This window comes from Stenotrophomonas sp., from assembly GCF_059505245.1.
The window spans coordinates 1-16,196 of the sequence record NZ_JCACKF010000036.1 but is presented as its reverse complement, the minus strand read 5'-3'; the positions used below and the strand labels follow the sequence as shown (position 1 = coordinate 16,196).

Here is a 16,196-nt window from a genome sequence, read left to right as displayed (position 1 = left end):
CCACGCCATGCGTGGAGGCTCTGCGGTAGTGCCGGCCGCTGGCCGGCAACCAGGGAACATCAGAAATCAGGCATTGGAGAGCGCAGCGACCGGCTTCTGCTTTTGATTTTGATTTTTTGTTCTGTCTTTCGTGGCTGGCTGCGCAGGAACCTGTCAGAGGCCGGGTGGGTGGGGTCAGGCGGGGTGTCCGCGGCATGGATGCCGCGGCCAAGCCCCCAGGGACGGGTTCACGGCGTCCCCGCCTGACCCCACCCACCCGGCCAAACCCATGAATTCGCGCCCGACCAGCCACGAGGGGCTCCGCCGATGGCCGCCGACCGCGCGCAGCGCCGCTCTCCGCCCGAATCCCGGAACCATGCGCTTGCTCACGGATTGACCACGCGATTGATGACAACGTTGTCCCCACCTGGCGCCGGACTCTCTCCCCGGCCCCCCAGGTACCCCGTCCGCCCCCTCCGTCGCCTTCCCGGGCGACGCCCGGACCTGCGTCACGCGCGGCGCCATCGGGGCCCGCGCGCCCTTTGATCGGAGACTTACCCATGTACGACCCGATTGTGCGCAGTGCCGAACGTTCGACCCGAAGCTGTCGTCCCCGCCACCTGGCCTGGCTGCTTGCCCTGGCCGCCGGTACCGCCGCCCTGCCCGGCCTGGCGCAGGCTGCCAGCTGTGCCGGCGTGGCCCAGTGGGACCAGGCCAGGATCTACCGGGCCGGCGATACCCTGCAGAAAGGAGGCGTCCTCTATCGGGCGAACCAGGACATCTGGAACGCGCCGCCGGACCATCCGGCCGGTGCGCCCTACTACACCAACCTTGGTGCCTGCGATGGCAGCGGCAGCAACCAGCCGCCGGTGGTCAGCCTGACCTCGCCGGCCAACGGCGCCACCTTCAGCGCCGGCAGCACGGTCAACGTGACCGCTACCGCCAGTGACCCGGACGGCAGCGTCGCCAAGGTCGAGTTCTTCCGCGACGGCAGCTCGTTGGGCGTGGCCACCGGTGCGCCGTATGCGGCCAGCTGGGCCAATGCCAGCGCCGGCAGCCACACCCTGCGCGCGGTCGCGACCGACAACAACAACGCCACCGCCAGCACCGCGACGATCACCATCACCGTCAACGCCGCCGGTGGCGACACCACCGCACCGAGCGTGCCGGGCGGGCTGGCGGTCGGCACCCGTACCGCCAACAGCATCGCGCTCAGCTGGAGCCCGTCCACCGACAACACCGGCGGCAGTGGCCTGGCTGGCTATGACGTGTACCGCAACGGCAGCCTGGTCGGTTCGCCGTCCAGTGCCAGCTATGTGGATGGCGGGCTGACCGCATCGACCACCTACCGTTACCGCGTGCGGGCGCGCGACAACGCCGGCAACGCGTCGGCGCAGGGCACCGAAATCAGCGCCACCACGCTGGCCGGTGACGGCGGCACCACCGGCAAGCGGGTCATCGGTTACTTCACCCAGTGGGGCATCTACGGCCGCAACTACCGGGTCAAGAACATCGACAGCAGCGGCTCGGCCGCACGCCTGACCCACATCAACTACGCGTTCGGCAACGTGCGCAACAACCGATGCGAAGTCGGCATCACCCAGCCGTCGGATCCGAACAGCGGTGCCGGTGGCGATGCTTTCGCCGACTACACCAAGGCCTTCAGTGCCGCCGAGAGTGTCAGCGGCAGCGCTGATACCTGGGACCAGCCGCTGCGCGGCAACTGGAACCAGCTCAAGCAGCTCAAGGCCAAATACCCGGGCATGAAGGTGCTGATCTCGCTGGGTGGCTGGACCTGGTCGCGCGGCTTCTCCAGCGCAGCGCGCCCGGAAAACCGCCAGGCCTTCGTCGCCTCGTGCATCGACGCCTACATCAAGGGCAACCTGCCGGTGACCGACGGTGCCGGCGGTGCCGGTGCCGCGCTGGGCGTGTTCGACGGCATCGACATCGACTGGGAATACCCGGTGGCCTGTGGCATCGAATGCGGCAAGCCGGAAGACAACGCCAACTTCACCGCGCTGATGGCCGAGTTCCGCCGCCAACTCGATGCGGTGCGGCCGGGCCTGTTGCTGACGGTGGCGGTGGGTGCCGGCATCGACAAGATCCGTGTCACCGATCCGGCCGCATACCACCCGTACCTGGACTACATCAACGTGATGACCTACGACTTCCACGGCGCGTGGGATGCGAAGACCAATCACCAGTCGGCGCTGTTCGATTCGCCGAATGATCCGTCCACCGGCGACCAGAAGCTGTACAACAGCAACGACGCCATCGAGGCCTTCATCAGCCGTGGCGTGCCCGCCGCCAAGCTCAACCTGGGCATTGGCTACTACGGGCGTGGCTGGACGGGTGTGGCCAACGCCAACAACGGCCTGTACCAGACCGCGACCGGCGCCGCCCCGGGTACGTATGAAGCCGGCATCGAGGACTGGAAGGTGCTGAAGAACCTGGCGTGGCCGGGCTACACCGACAACACCGCCGGTGCCACCTGGATCTACAACGGCAGCACACTGTGGAGCTTCGACACCCCGGCCAACATCACCCGCAAGATGGGTTACGTGAAGACCCAGGGCCTGGGCGGCGCGTTCGTCTGGGAGTTCAGCGGTGACGATGCGCAGGGCACGCTGACCAAGGCGGTCAGTGATGGCCTGAAGTAAGCAAAAAGCCGGGGATGCGACACGCATCCCCGGCTTCCTGCCTGTAGAGCCGAGCCCATGCTCGGCTGCTGTTTCCGCAGCCGAGCATGGGCTCGGCTCTACAGAAAAAAACCAGCGGCGATCAGCGCTTGGCCGACAGCTTCTCCAGCGCGGCACGCAGCTGCGCCGGCGGCAGGTAGCCGCCCAGCTGGGTGCCATCCGGCGCGAAGATCGCCGGCGTTCCATTCACGCCCAGCTGCTGGCCCAGCGCGTACTGCATCGCCACCGGGTTGGTGCAGTTCCTGGCCGGCACGCTGCCACCGCGCTTGGCGTTGGTCAGGGCCTGGCGACGATCCGCTGCACACCAGACCGAGATCATGTCGGTGTAGTCCTTGCTGCCCAGGCCCATGCGCGGAAACGCCAGGTACTCGACGGTGATGCCGTTGCGGTTGAGTTCGGCGATGTCCTGGTGCAGCTTGCGGCAGTAACCACACTCGATGTCGGTGAACACGCTGATGGTGTACTTGGCGTTCGGCGCGGCAAACACGATGCGATCGCCGTGGTTGGCCTTGGCCAGCAGGCCGCGGCGGTAACCAAGCAGGCCCTCGCTGTTGGCCGGGCCCTTGGCGCGGGTGTCGTAAGGCTGCGACTGGAACAGGTAGCGGCCGTCATCGGACACGTACAGCAGCTGGCCGGAAACGACGACCTCGCGGAAGCCGGGGAACGGCGCGGCACCGATGTAATCGACCTGGAAACCCGGATTGAGCGCGGTCAACGCGGCACGTACCGCCTGGTCGGCCGGCGCGTTGGCGGCCGGGCTGGCCTTGGCCGCAGCGGCAGCAGGCGCCTTGGCGGCCGGCGGAGCCGGCTGGGCGCAGGCGGTCAGGCTGAGCGCACCGAACACGGCGGCGATGGCAAATCGGAGCATGGAGCGATCCGCAACAGAAGAAGACTCCGGATTCTGACACAGCCGCCGGTACCGGGCCGCGACGCCCGGCACGGCCCCGGGCAGCGATTCAGCCCGGCCCTCAGCCGCGCGGATGGTGGCGGGCATGCAGCTTCTGCAGATGCTCGCGCGCTACCAGGGTGTAGATCTGGGTGGTCGACAAGGAACTGTGGCCGAGCAGCATCTGCAGCGCGCGCAGGTCGGCACCGCGGTTGAGCAGATGGGTGGCGAAGCTGTGGCGCAGGCCATGCGGGCTGATCCGCGCCGGGTCGATGCCGGCCACCTGCGCGTGGCGCTTGACCAGGTGCCAGAACGCCTGCCGGGTCAGCGCATGCAACGTCGGCTCGATGAACAACGGGGTCTGACCATCCGCCAGTGCATGCACCTTGCCCTTGCCGACCAGCAGCGGGCGCGACTGCTGCAGGTAACGCTCCAGCCAGTGCTGCGATTCCTCGCCCAGCGGCACCAGCCGTTCCTTGCTGCCCTTGCCGGTGACCCGCAACACGCCCTGGCGCAGGTTGACCGCCGTGGCCGGCAGCAGCACCAGCTCGCTCACGCGGAGGCCGGCGGCATACATCAGTTCCAGCATGGCGCGGTCGCGCAGGCCCAGCGGGCTGTCGATGTCCGGTGCCGCCAGCAGCGCATCGATCTGGCTCTCGGCCAGCGCCTTGGGCAACAGCCGCGGCAGCTTCGGGGGGTCGAGCAGCGCACTGGGGTCTTCGCTGCGTTCGCCACGGCGCACGCCATCGGCGAAGAACGCCCGCAGCGCCGACAGCAGGCGCGCGTTGCTGCGCGGCGACCAGCCGTGGCGGGTGCGCCAGGCCAGGTAGTCGAACAGCCCGGGACGTTCGATGCCGGCCAGGCCACCGTCGCGTCCATCCATCCAGCGCGCCAGCCCTTCCAGGTCGCGCCGGTAGCTGTCCAGGGTGGCGCGGGCCAGGCCGTTCTCGGCCCAGATCGCATCGAGGAAGCGCTGGATGCGCACACTGTCGTCGGCGCGCAGCTCGGGCAGTTGCTGGACCAGCTGGCGGCGTTCGGCGGGGGTGGAAACAAGGGCCATGCATGCAGGATACGAGGGCCACTGCGGGCACGGCCAGCTTTGCGTATGCTCGGCGCATGTCCCGCCCTGCCACCGACACGGCCCCTGCGGCCGCTACTGAAACGCCCCGTCCGCGCGCGCTGCTGCCCTGGCGCATGCTGGCGATGGCCTACGACGCGCTGCCGGTGCTGGCGCTGTGGATGCTGGCCGGCACGCTGTTCACCCTCGCCTACACCTTCAGCGGCCACGCGCAGCGCGAGAACATCGCACCGTTCAGCGCTTGGCAGTGGCTGCTGTGGGCGGTGTGCTGGGCGATCACGGGGTGGTATGCCACGGCCAGCTGGCGCCGTGGCGGACAGACGCTGGGCATGCGGCCGTGGCGGCTGAAACTGCAGTCGCGCGATGGCACGCCGTTGCGGCGCGGCCAGCTGTGGCTGCGCTTCGCGGTGGGGACGCTGTCGCTGCTGCTGGGCGGCCTGGGATTCTGGTGGGCCTGGGTCGACCGCCAACGCCTGACCTGGCACGACCGCGCCAGCGGCACCCGCCTGGTGCGCATGCCCAAGCGGTGATGCACGATCTGTAGAGCCGAGCCCATGCTCGGCTGGCAGGCGGTGCGCAAAAAGCAGCCGAGCATGGGCTCGGCTCTACAGAATCCAGCACGCTGGGCCGGGATGCTGGTGGTCGTGGCACGGATGCCGAAGCGGTGGATTGCCCCGGTAGCGCCGGGCATGGCCCCGCGCTACAAGAATCAGCCCGACTTGCGCCGGAACAACAGTCCGGACACGGCCAGCATCACGATCGGCGGCAGCGCATAGGCAATGCGGTAATCGAACTTCAGCGCACCGGCCATGCGGCCGAAGAACAGCTGCAGCAGCCAGAAGCCCAGTGCAAACAGGATGCCCAGGAACAGGCGCTTGCCCATGCCGCCGCTACGCAGCGACCCGAACGCGAACGGCACCGCGGCCAGGCACAGCGCCAGCACGTTCACCGGGTAGAACCAGCGGCTCCAGTACACATCCTCGAAATCGCGCGCATCCAGCCCGTTGCGCTGGCGGTAGGCAATGCTGGTGCTCAGCTCGGCCACGCTGAGGTTTCGCGGCTTGGCGATGCCGGTGGCCAGCGCCGCCGGATCCAGCTTCGAGTTCCACGGCTCACGCGCCACTTCCTGACGGCTGGCCGAGCGCTCGCCGAAGGTGTCGCGACGCACCCCGGTCAGCACCCAACCGTCCTTGTCGTGCTCGGCGGTGGCGGCATGGGTCAACGAGGCGATATTGCCGTCTTCGGCGATCCGGTACAGCCGCACGTCACGCAGGATCAGCCGCGTGCCCTTGTCGCCCACCAGCTGTTCCTCGCCGCTCTGGGCGTTGAGGAAGGTGTCGCCTTCGCGTGCCCATAGGCCGGAGTAGCGGGTGGTGGAGATGTCCCGCCCCCACTTGGCACTGGCCTTCAATGCATCGGCACGGTCCTGCCCCCACGGGCCCAGCGTCTCGGCGCTGAGCACCATCACTGCGGTCAGCAGCGACAGCGCGATCGCCACCGACACGCTCAGGCGCTTGCGCGACAGGCCCAGCGCACGCAGGGCGGTCAGCTCCGAGGTCGCGGCCAGCTGGCCCAGGCCCATCAGCGCGCCGATCACCGCGGCGGTCGGGAACATCGTGTAGGCGCGGCGCGGCACCGTGTACAGCACCCACGCGGCGGCATGGCCCAGGGTGTAGCCGTTCTTGCCGATGTCCTTGAACTCGCCGGAGAACGCCATCACCACGTCCAGGCCGACCAGCACCGCCCAGGTCAGCAGCACCGTGGTGAACACCGACTGGCCCAGGTACAGATCGAAACGCATCGGGCGCAGCCTCATGCGCGGGCTCCCTTCGAGCGGCCCAGGCGGCCATCACGTGCATACATCCAGATCGCCAGCGCCAGCAGCGGCACGGTCAACCACCACAGGCCGAGCGCGGCCGGAATCTTGCCGTTGGCGATCCAGCCACTGCCGATGAACATCAGGTTGGTGCCCACCATGTAGGCCATCAGGGCCAGCATCATGCGGCCGTAGCGCTGCTGGCGCGGCGAGCTGCGACCCAGCGGCACGGTCAGCAGGGCGAAGGCCAGCGCGATCAGCGGCGGTGCCAGGCGGCGGTGCAGCTGCGCCTGCGCCTGGGGGCGCTCATCGCCGATCAGCTGCAGGGTCGGCATCAGTTCCGGGTCGTCCTCGGTGCGGGTCTGTGCACCGTCGGGCAGGGCCACGTCGTTGCGGGCAAAGGTCGCCAGCCGGTAATCCAGCGCGCCGGCCACCGGGCCTTCCACCTGGTGGCCATCATCCAGCTCCAGGAAGCGCTGGCGGGTGCCCTCGAAGAACATGCGGCCACCATTGGCGGACACCACTTCCAGGCGGTCATCCTTCTGGCGCTGCAGGAACACCTTGCCCAGCTGGGTGCCATCGGGGGAGATCGAGGACAGGTACACCACGCCGCCATTGGGCAGCGGGGTGAAGCGGCCCGGCTCCAGGCCGGCCATCAGCACGCTGCGGTTGGCATCGATGATCATCTGCTCGGCCATCCGGCCGGCCCACGGGCCCAGCCACAGCGAGCAGGCGCCGACCAGCAGCACCACCGGCACCACCAGCATCAGCAGTGGCCGCAGCAGCCGCTTGGGCCCCACGCCAATGGCGGTGATGACCGCCATCTCCGAGTCGCGGTAGAGCCGGGCCACGGCCAGCAGCAGGCCCAGCATCAGCGCCAGCGGCAGGATCAGCGGCAGGTAGGCGATGAACTGCAGGCCCAGCTGGGAGAACAGCAGCTTGGCCGGCAGGCGTCCGTCGGCGATGTTGCCGAGGATGTCCACCAGCACGCCGCCCACGCTGACCACCAGCAGGACGATCAGGGTAGCCAGGAAACTCTGGACGAAATCGCCCAGCAGGTATCGGTCGAGCTTCAACATGGGGCGGTGGTTTAAACTCTGGGGTTCGTTCGCGGTGCCGCCCAGTCTACTGTCTGGGCGTAAACGGCCTGCGATTGTACGGACTCGCCAATGGAATCTGCTCAATGGCCCTCGAATTCACCCTGAACCACGTTGCTCCGGCCGCCGCCACCGTTGATTGCCTGGTGGTCGGCGCGTATGCCGACCATACCCTGACCCCGGCCGCGCAGGCCCTGGACGCCGCCAGCGGTGGCCGCCTGGCCGCCCTGGCCCAGCGTGGCGACCTGTCCGGCAAGACCGGCGCGACCACCCTGCTGCACGACCTGCCGGGCGCGACCGCGCCGCGCGTGCTGGTGGTCGGCCTCGGCGACGCCGCCCGCTTCGGTGTGCCGCAGTACCTGAAGGCCGTGGGCGACGCGGTGCGCGCGCTGAAGGCCGGCGCCGCCCGCAGCGCGCTGTTCACCCTGTCCGAAGTGGCCATCAAGGACCGCGACGCGGCCTGGGCGATCCGCCAGGCAGTGATCGCCGCCGATCACGCCGCCTACCGCTACACCGCCACCCTGGGCAAGAAGAAGGCCGACGATGCCGGCCTGGCCCAGCTGGCCGTGGCCGGTGACGACGCCCAGGCCCTGGCCCAGGGCCAGGCCATCGCCGCCGGTGTCGAGTTCGCCCGCGAACTGGGCAACCTGCCGCCGAACTACTGCACCCCGGCCCATCTGGCCGAGGTCGGCGTGAAGTTCGCCGGCGAGCACGACGGTGCCGAAGCCGAGATCCTCGACGAGCACCAGATGGAAGCGCTGGGCATGGGCTCGCTGCTGGCCGTGGCCCGCGGTTCGGCCAACCGCCCGCGCCTGGTCGTGCTGAAGTGGAACAATGGCGGCGACGCCAAGCCCTACGTGCTGGTCGGCAAGGGCATCACCTTCGATACCGGTGGCGTCAACCTGAAGACCCAGGGCGGCATCGAAGAGATGAAGTACGACATGTGCGGTGGCGCCAACGTCATCGGCACCTTCGTCGCGGCAGTCAAGGCCAAGCTGCCGCTGAACCTGGTGGTGGTGGTGCCGGCGGTGGAGAACGCCATCGACGGCAACGCCTACCGTCCTTCCGACGTGATCACCTCGATGTCGGGCAAGACCATCGAAGTCGGCAACACCGACGCCGAAGGCCGCCTGATCCTGTGCGACGCGCTGACCTACGCACAGCGCTTCGAGCCGGCCGCGCTGGTCGACGTCGCCACCCTGACCGGTGCCTGCATGGTCGCCCTGGGCCACCAGACCGCCGGCCTGATGAGCAAGCACGACGACCTGGCCAACGAGCTGCTGGCCGCCGGCGAGCACGTGTTCGACCGCGCCTGGCGCCTGCCGCTGTGGGACGAGTACCAGCCGATGCTGGATTCGACCTTCGCCGACGTCTACAACATCGGCGGCCGCTGGGCCGGCGCGATCACCGCCGGCTGCTTCCTGTCGCGCTTCACCGAAGGCCAGCGCTGGGCCCACCTGGACATCGCCGGCGTCGCCAGCGATGAAGGCAAGCGTGGCATGGCCACCGGCCGCCCGGTCGGCCTGCTGAGCCAGTGGCTGCTGGACCAGGTCGCCCGCGCCTGATGCCGTACCCGACCCTGGCCGGCAGACGCCGGCCGGGGCCTCGCCCGGCACTGCCGGGCCCCTGCCTGACCCGGACCCTGCCATGCCCCGCGCCGACTTCTACCTGATCGCCAAGCCCCGCTTCCTGACCGAGCCGTTGCGCCTGGTCTGCGAACTGGCGCGCAAGGCCAACGACGCAGGGCTGTTCACCCTGGTGCTGGCCCGTGACCAGGCCCAGGCCGAGGAACTGGACGAGCTGCTGTGGGCGTTCGACAACGATGCCTACATCCCGCACCAGATTGCCGGCGAAGACATGGACGAGGAAGAGGCCCTGGTGCTGATCGCCGTACCCGGCACCGACGCGCCGGCACGCCCGCTGGTGATCAACCTGCGCGATGAGCCCTGGCTGGGCCAGTGCGAGCGTGTGCTGGAAGTGGTCCCGGCCGATCCGGAAGCGCGCGAACCGCTGCGCGAGCGCTGGCGCCAGTACAAGGCCGCCGGTTACGACCTCAACAAGCACGACATGTGAGCCCGGCGAGGACCCCTTGATGCGCCTGCTGATCGCCCTGATTCTTCCCTGGCTGTCCTTCTTCACCATCGGCCGGCCGCTGGCCGGGATCGTCTGCCTGATCCTGCAGATCACCCTGATCGGCTGGCTGCCCGCCGCCATCTGGGCCGCCTACGCGGTCAGCCAGTACCACACCGACCAGAAGATCCGCCGCGCCCTCGGGTCGCGCTGATCTCCCTTCCGCCTTGATTACCGGTTCCCCCGCATGACCCAACTCGCCTCCAGCTACGACCCGACGTCCTTCGAGACCGACCTCTACGAGGCCTGGGAGAAGGCCGGCCACTTCAAGCCGTCCGGCACGGGCGAGCCGTACACCATCCTGCTGCCACCGCCGAACGTGACCGGCACCCTGCACATGGGCCATGCCTTCCAGCAGACCCTGATGGATGCGCTGGTGCGCTACCACCGCATGCGCGGCTACGACACGCTGTGGCAGGTCGGTACCGACCACGCCGGCATCGCCACCGAAATGGTGGTCAGCCGCAACCTGGCGCTGGAAGGCAAGGGCGAGACCCGCGATTCGCTGGGCCGCGAAGGCTTCATCGGCAAGGTCTGGGAGTGGAAGCAGCAGTCCGGCGACACCATCGAACGCCAGATGCGCCGCCTCGGCACCTCCGCCGACTGGTCGCGCAGCACTTTCACCATGGACCCGCAGCCATCGGCGGCGGTCAACGAGGCCTTCGTGCGCTGGTACGAGCAGGGCCTGATCTACCGCGGCCAGCGCCTGGTGAACTGGGACCCGGTGCTGAAGACCGCCATTTCCGACCTGGAAGTGGAGAGCGCCGAGGAGGACGGCTTCCTGTGGTCGATCGCCTACACGCTGGATGACGGCCTGAGCTACGAACACGTCGAGCGCGATGCCGACGGCGTGGAAACCCTGCGCGAAACCCGCGACTACCTGGTCGTTGCCACCACCCGCCCGGAAACCCTGCTGGGCGATACCGCGGTGATGGTGCACCCGGAAGACGAGCGTTACGCGCACCTGATCGGCAGGAACGTGGTGCTGCCGTTGACCGGCCGGCGCGTGCCGGTGATCGCCGACGACTACGTGGACCGCGCGTTCGGCACCGGCGTGGTCAAGGTCACCCCGGCGCACGACTTCAACGACTATGAAGTGGGCGTGCGCCACAGCCTGCCGATGATCAACCTGTTCACCCCGGTGGCGGCGCTGAACGAGAACGCGCCGGAACGCTTCCGGGGCCTGGACCGCTATGAAGCACGCAAGGCCGTGCTGGCCGAGCTGGAAGACCTGGGCATCCTGGTCGAGACCAAGGCGCACAAGCTGCAGGTGCCGCGTGGCGACCGAACCGGCCAGGTGATCGAGCCGTACCTGACCGACCAGTGGTTCGTGAAGATGGACGACCTGGCCAAGCGTGGCCTGGACCTGGTCGAGGACGGAAGCATTGCCTTCGTGCCGCCGAACTGGATCAACACCTACCGCCACTGGATGAACAACATCCAGGACTGGTGCATCAGCCGCCAGCTGTGGTGGGGCCACCGCATCCCGGCGTGGTTCGATGCCGCCACCGGCAGCTGCTACGTCGGTCGCAGCGAAGAGGAAGTGCGGGCCAAGCACAACCTGGGCAGCGAGGTGGTGCTGAACCAGGAAAGCGACGTGCTGGAGACCTGGTTCTCCTCGCAGCTGTGGCCGTTCTCCACCCTGGGCTGGCCGAACGAACAGGCCATGGCCGAGCGCGGCTTCGACCGTTACCTGCCGTCGTCGGTGCTGATCACCGGCTTCGACATCATCTTCTTCTGGGTGGCGCGCATGATCATGGCCACCGACAACCTGGTCGGGAAGATCCCGTTCAAGGACGTGTACTTCACCGGCCTGATCCGCGACGGCCAGGGCCAGAAGATGTCCAAGAGCAAGGGCAACGTGCTCGACCCGCTGGACATCATCGACGGCATCACCATCGACGACCTGGTCGCCAAGCGCACCGGCGGCCTGATGCAGCCGAAGATGGTGGAGAAGATCGAGAAGGCCACCCGCAAGGAATTCCCGGACGGCATTGCTGCCCACGGTGCCGATGCGCTGCGCTTCACCATCGCCGCGCTGGCCACCCACGGCCGCGACATCAAGTTCGACATGAACCGCGCCGAGGGCTACAAGAACTTCTGCAACAAGCTGTGGAACGCCAGCCGCTTCGCGCTGATGAACACCGAAGGTGCGGCGTTCACCGGCGTGCCGACCCCGCGCACCGATGCCGAGCGCTGGATCCTTTCGCGCCTGGCCGCCACCACCGCCGAAGCGCAGGGCCATTTCGCCGCGTACCGCTTCGACCTGCTGGCGCAGTGCCTGTACGAGTTCGCCTGGAACGCGTTCTGCGACTGGTTCCTGGAGCTGAGCAAGCCGGCACTGAACGGTGCCGACGCGGCTGATGCCGAAAGCACCCGCCACACCCTGCTGTACGTGCTGGAAGCGCTGCTGCGCCTGCTGCACCCACTCACCCCGTTCATCACCGAACAGCTGTGGCAGCAGCTGGCCCCGCGCCTGGGCCTGGCCGAAACCACGCTGTCGCTGCGCCCGTATCCGACCGCCGCCGAATTCGCCGGTGATTTCGCCCAGGCCGAGGCCGACGTGGAATGGCTGAAGGCGGTGATCAGTGCGGTGCGTCGCGTGCGCAGCGAATTGAACGTCGCGCCGTCCAGGCAGGTGCCGCTGCGCCTGCAGGCCGGCCTGGAGCAGGACCGCGTGCGCATCGAACGCTTCAGCGCCTCGCTGTCGTTCCTGCTGAAGCTGGACAGCATCCAGTGGCTGGCCGAGGGCGAAAGCGCACCACCGGCGGCCGCCGCGATCGTGGGCGAGCTGAAGCTGCTGGTGCCGCTGGAAGGCCTGGTCGATCTCGATGCCGAGCGCGCGCGCCTGGACAAGGAGATCAAGCGCGTGGAAGGTGAGCAGGAAAAGAGCGAAACCAAGCTGGCCAGGTTCACCGACAAGGTGCCACCGGCGGTGGTCGATCAGGAGCGCGTGCGCCTGGTCGACTGGAACACCCAGCTGGCCGGCCTGCGCGAGCAGCGCGCGAAGCTGTAACGCCGCGCTTTGGTGCGTGCCAACCAAGGTTGGCACCTACCACGACAGGGGAGGTTGGCACCTGCCACGGCAGGGGGGGGTTGGCCCCTGCCACGGCGAGAGAGGTTGGCACCCACCGAAGCGGAATCGGAAACGCCGGGCGATGCCCGGCGTTTCCATTTGCCCCGCATGGCATCATCGGCGGATGCCGCTTTCCATCTTCCTGCTCGTCCTCGCTGCCGCGGCGCTGCATGCCAGCTGGAATGCGATCGTCAAGCGCGGCCCGGACAAGTTCCTCGGTACCGTGCTGGTGACCGGCAGTGCCGCGTTGCTGTCGGCCGCCGCCCTGCCCTTCCTGCCCTTCCCGGCCGCGCACAGCTGGCCCTGGCTGGCTGCGTCGGTGCTGCTGCAGGTGACCTACTACGGGCTGGTCGCGCGTTGTTACCAACAGGTCGACATGAGCCTGGCCTACCCGCTGATGCGTGGCAGCGCGCCGATCCTGGTCGCACTGGCCGGTACCCTGCTCGGTGAGCCATTGCCCGCCGCAGCGTGGCTGGGCGTGGTGCTGGTGAGCACCGGCATCCTGTGCATGGCACTGGGGGCGCGCGGCGGCCAGCTGCGCCTGCCGCTGCTGACCGCGGCGATGATCGCCACCTACACGCTGGTCGATGCGCAGGGTGCGCGCCAGTCCGGCAGCGCGCTCAGCTACACGTTGTGGTTGTTCCTGCTGTCGGGCATCCCGCTGCCGCTGTGGGCGTTGTATACGCGCGGCGGCGCGGTACTGGACTATGCGCGGCAGCATTGGCCGCTGGGACTGGCCGGTGGCGTCGGCACCACCGCCTCGTATGCGATGGCGTTGTGGGCCATGACCCAGGCGCCGGTAGCAATGATCTCGGCGCTGCGCGAATCCTCGATCCTGTTCGCGCTGCTGATCTCGGTGTTCCTGCTGCGCGAGCGGGTGCCGCGCACGCGCTGGCTGGCAGCGTCGCTCATCGTGGGCGGCGTGCTGGCGTTGCGGCTGGCGTGAGCGACGCATCGGTAGTGCCGGCCGCTGGCCGGCAACCCGTCTGCGTTACAGCGGCGGCATTTCCTGCAGATCGCCGTCGACCAGCTCGATCGCCATCACGACCGCATCCTCGCGGCCCTGTGCAGCCGGGTAGTAGCGCGGGCGGCGGCCGATCTCGTTGAATCCTTCGCTGTGATACAGCGCCAGCGCCGGCGTATTGGACGGACGCACTTCCAGGAAGACGCGCTGTGCGCCACGGTCGGCGGCCAGCTGCACCAGCGCGCGCAGCAGCTGGCGGCCCAGCCCGCGCGACTGTGCCAGCGGATCGATGCAGATGTTCAGCACGTGCGCTTCATCGGCGGCGATGCTGAGCACGCCATAGCCGACCAGCAGGCCATCGCGCTCCATCGCCAGGCCGGGATAGCCGGCACGCAGGCAGTCGATGAAGATGCCGCGGGTCCAGGGAAAAGGGTAGCCGCGCAGTTCGATCGCCATTACCGCATTGAGGTCGCTCTCGCGCAACGCACGCAGGCTGACCGGGCCGGGTCGGGTGACCGCGCTCATGGCGTGCCCCGCTTGCGCAGGGCACGCAGCTGCGGCCACAGCGCACGCTTGGCGGCCGGGTCGTGGCGCAGCTGGTCCAGTGGCCAGCTGTCCATCAACCGCTGCGTAGCCGGGTCGTTCGGGTTGCAGCCGGACGCACGCAGCAGCGCGATCTGCAGGCGATCCGGCAGGCGGACCACCGGCTGGCGCGCGTTGCCGCTGGGCATCGGGCGCTCAGCCGCCGGCACGGTATCCGGGGCACTGACCGGCGTTTCGCGGCGCGGCGGTGCCGGCCGTTCCGGGCGGGCTGCGGGCGCCACCCCGGCATGCTGTTCGCGCGACGGCACGGGGGCCCGCACCGGTTCCGGCGGGGCGACGCTGGCCTCGGCTTCGGCCACGCTCAACTGCAGCGCGGCATCCAGCTCGGCAGCCAGCTGGCCATCGTGATAGACGGTGTAGCCCATGGCCTGCAGCCAGGCCTGCTGGGCCGGTGACCACAGCACGGGCAGGTCCTGGCTCACGCGGCCTCGGGCTTCTTGCGCAGGCGCTGCACGGCCCACATCACCGGGCCGGACAAGGCGTACAGGATGCCGACCGCGAACAGCACGCGCGGCAGGTCGATGACCGCAATCGCGATCGCCACCGGCACCAGTGCCAGCACCAGGAACGGCACGCGGTCCGAACGGGTGCCCTTGGCAGCGCCCCCCTTGAAGCTCCAGAAGCGGATGCGGCTGACCATCAGCAGCGCAGCGATGATCGTCACCGCCAGCGCCACGTACCGCAGCTGGTTGCCGTCCCAGCCCAGGTTGCCATCGGCGAACGCCCAGACGAAGGACATCATCAGGCCCGCTGCTGCCGGGCTGGCCAGGCCGACGAACCAGCGCTTGTCGACCACCGCCACCTGGGTATTGAAGCGGGCCAGGCGCAGCGCCGCGCAGGCCGCATACAGGAAGGCCACGGCCCAGCCGACGCGGCCGAGCAGCGGATCGTCGAACTTCAGCCACGACAGCGACCAGTGGTACATCACCAGCGCCGGGGCCATGCCGAAGCTGACCAGGTCGGCCAGCGAGTCGTACTGCACGCCGAATTCGCTGCTGGTACCGGTCAGGCGCGCCACGCGCCCGTCCAGGCCATCCATCACCGCCGCCACGAACACGGCGATGCTGGCATTGACGAAATCCCCGTTGGCCGCGGCGATGATCGCGTAGAAACCGGCGAACAGGCCGGCGGTGGTGAACAGGTTGGGCAGCAGGTAAATCGTGCGCGAGCGCGGCGGCGGTGTGATCGGGTCCATGGAATCCAGTTTAATCGACTTGCCAGCGGTCGGCGCCAATGCTGCAATCGGCGTTCTGCGCCCATTCCGTGGAGTCTGCCATGCGTGCCCTGTCCTGCCTTGGATGCCTGCTGCTGTTGGCCAGTGCCAACGCCTTGGCCGGCCCCGTCTACAAATGGAAGGACGCCCATGGCGTAACCCAGTATTCGGAGACCCCGCCGGCGGGCAAGAAGTTCGAGACCCGCGAGCAGGCCCGCACCCCGCAGGCCGCAGCCAGCACCGAGACCCCGGCCGCGCCGGTCCCCGGGCAGTGCAGCACGGCCCGGGCCAACCTGGCCCTGCTGGACGGTGGTGGCCAGGTGATGCAGGACACCGATGGTGATGGCAAGGCCGATACCCCGTTGACTCCGGAGCAGCACACCGCGCAGAGGGGATTGGCGGAGGCCGCCATCAAGGCGTACTGCCCACCGGCCGGTTAAGGGTATCGGCAGGGCTGCGCCCTGCACCTGCAGAGGCAACAGCAAGGGCAACAGCAAGGGCAACAGCAAGGGCAACAGCAAGGGCAACAGCCGGCTCTGGGCTATCTGTGGGTTTGGCGGGGCGGTGTCGGAGTGCGGGGTGTGCCGGAAACCCACCAAGGGGGGGGGGGCGCGGGCGCCCGGGCGGGGGCCCCCCCCCAAGAGAACCCCCCCCC

Annotated in this window: 15 protein-coding genes; 8 read left to right on the top strand and 7 right to left on the bottom strand. The window is 68.7% G+C overall.

Annotated features, from left to right (window positions below):
• Positions 1-539: 539 nt before the first annotated feature.
• Positions 540-2,639, top strand: a complete 2,100-nt coding sequence (locus tag AC5JLE_RS13265; RefSeq protein WP_069118013.1) for a glycosyl hydrolase family 18 protein — start codon at positions 540-542, stop codon at positions 2,637-2,639.
• 121 nt (positions 2,640-2,760) lie between these two features.
• Here the strand turns inward: AC5JLE_RS13265 and AC5JLE_RS13260 are convergent, their stop codons facing one another.
• Both AC5JLE_RS13260 and xerD read right to left on the bottom strand, forming a co-directional pair.
• Positions 2,761-3,546 (bottom strand): thioredoxin fold domain-containing protein, encoded by a 786-nt coding sequence (locus AC5JLE_RS13260; protein WP_014645882.1) that lies wholly within the window; start codon positions 3,544-3,546, stop codon positions 2,761-2,763.
• Between the two features lie 100 nt (positions 3,547-3,646).
• Positions 3,647-4,624, bottom strand: coding sequence for a site-specific tyrosine recombinase XerD (xerD, locus tag AC5JLE_RS13255; RefSeq protein ID WP_046428433.1), 978 nt, complete (start codon positions 4,622-4,624; stop codon positions 3,647-3,649).
• Between the two features lie 56 nt (positions 4,625-4,680).
• On the opposite strand from xerD, the gene AC5JLE_RS13250 reads away from it, so the two are divergent.
• Positions 4,681-5,172, top strand: a complete 492-nt coding sequence (locus AC5JLE_RS13250; protein WP_197561995.1) for an RDD family protein — start codon at positions 4,681-4,683, stop codon at positions 5,170-5,172.
• 179 nt (positions 5,173-5,351) lie between these two features.
• Here AC5JLE_RS13250 and lptG read toward each other — a convergent pair whose 3' ends face one another.
• Entirely contained in the window at positions 5,352-6,458 is a 1,107-nt protein-coding gene (gene lptG, locus AC5JLE_RS13245) for an LPS export ABC transporter permease LptG (RefSeq protein ID WP_197561994.1), read from the bottom strand.
• Positions 6,455-7,537, bottom strand: coding sequence for an LPS export ABC transporter permease LptF (lptF, locus tag AC5JLE_RS13240; protein ID WP_496065357.1), 1,083 nt, complete (start codon positions 7,535-7,537; stop codon positions 6,455-6,457). Before lptF ends, lptG begins: the two co-directional genes overlap by 4 nt.
• A gap of 104 nt (positions 7,538-7,641) precedes the next feature.
• On the opposite strand from lptF, the gene AC5JLE_RS13235 reads away from it, so the two are divergent.
• The 5 genes from AC5JLE_RS13235 (at position 7,642) to AC5JLE_RS13215 (ending at position 13,707) form a co-directional block, all read left to right on the top strand.
• Positions 7,642-9,120, top strand: a complete 1,479-nt coding sequence (locus AC5JLE_RS13235) for a leucyl aminopeptidase (RefSeq protein ID WP_032962262.1) — start codon at positions 7,642-7,644, stop codon at positions 9,118-9,120.
• A gap of 82 nt (positions 9,121-9,202) precedes the next feature.
• Entirely contained in the window at positions 9,203-9,628 is a 426-nt protein-coding gene (locus tag AC5JLE_RS13230; protein ID WP_014645876.1) for a DNA polymerase III subunit chi, read from the top strand.
• A gap of 19 nt (positions 9,629-9,647) precedes the next feature.
• A complete protein-coding gene (locus AC5JLE_RS13225; protein ID WP_014035920.1) occupies positions 9,648-9,839 on the top strand; it encodes a YqaE/Pmp3 family membrane protein in 192 nt (63 codons plus the stop codon).
• Positions 9,840-9,872: 33 nt separating this feature from the next.
• Positions 9,873-12,701, top strand: coding sequence for a valine--tRNA ligase (locus tag AC5JLE_RS13220; RefSeq protein ID WP_032962264.1), 2,829 nt, complete (start codon positions 9,873-9,875; stop codon positions 12,699-12,701).
• Between the two features lie 184 nt (positions 12,702-12,885).
• On the top strand, positions 12,886-13,707 hold the full coding sequence (locus tag AC5JLE_RS13215; RefSeq protein ID WP_032962266.1) for an EamA family transporter: 822 nt from the start codon (positions 12,886-12,888) through the stop codon (positions 13,705-13,707).
• Between the two features lie 45 nt (positions 13,708-13,752).
• Here AC5JLE_RS13215 and rimI read toward each other — a convergent pair whose 3' ends face one another.
• The 3 genes from rimI to pssA are packed head-to-tail and all read right to left on the bottom strand — an operon-like array spanning position 13,753 to position 15,523.
• Complete coding sequence (gene rimI, locus AC5JLE_RS13210) at positions 13,753-14,250, bottom strand: ribosomal protein S18-alanine N-acetyltransferase (RefSeq protein ID WP_014645873.1); 498 nt, start codon at positions 14,248-14,250, stop codon at positions 13,753-13,755.
• Positions 14,247-14,750, bottom strand: coding sequence for a hypothetical protein (locus tag AC5JLE_RS13205; RefSeq protein ID WP_014645872.1), 504 nt, complete (start codon positions 14,748-14,750; stop codon positions 14,247-14,249). Before AC5JLE_RS13205 ends, rimI begins: the two co-directional genes overlap by 4 nt.
• Positions 14,747-15,523 carry a CDP-diacylglycerol--serine O-phosphatidyltransferase gene (gene pssA / locus AC5JLE_RS13200; protein ID WP_005415206.1) on the bottom strand — a complete coding sequence of 259 codons (777 nt, stop codon included), beginning with the start codon at positions 15,521-15,523 and terminating at the stop codon, positions 14,747-14,749. The genes AC5JLE_RS13205 and pssA overlap by 4 nt, the downstream gene beginning before the upstream one ends.
• Positions 15,524-15,603: 80 nt before the next feature.
• Between pssA and AC5JLE_RS13195 the strand changes: the two genes are divergently transcribed.
• Positions 15,604-15,981: a DUF4124 domain-containing protein gene (locus tag AC5JLE_RS13195; protein WP_069118100.1), complete on the top strand. Its 378-nt coding sequence runs from the start codon at positions 15,604-15,606 to the stop codon at positions 15,979-15,981.
• The last annotated feature ends 215 nt before the right edge of the window (positions 15,982-16,196 follow it).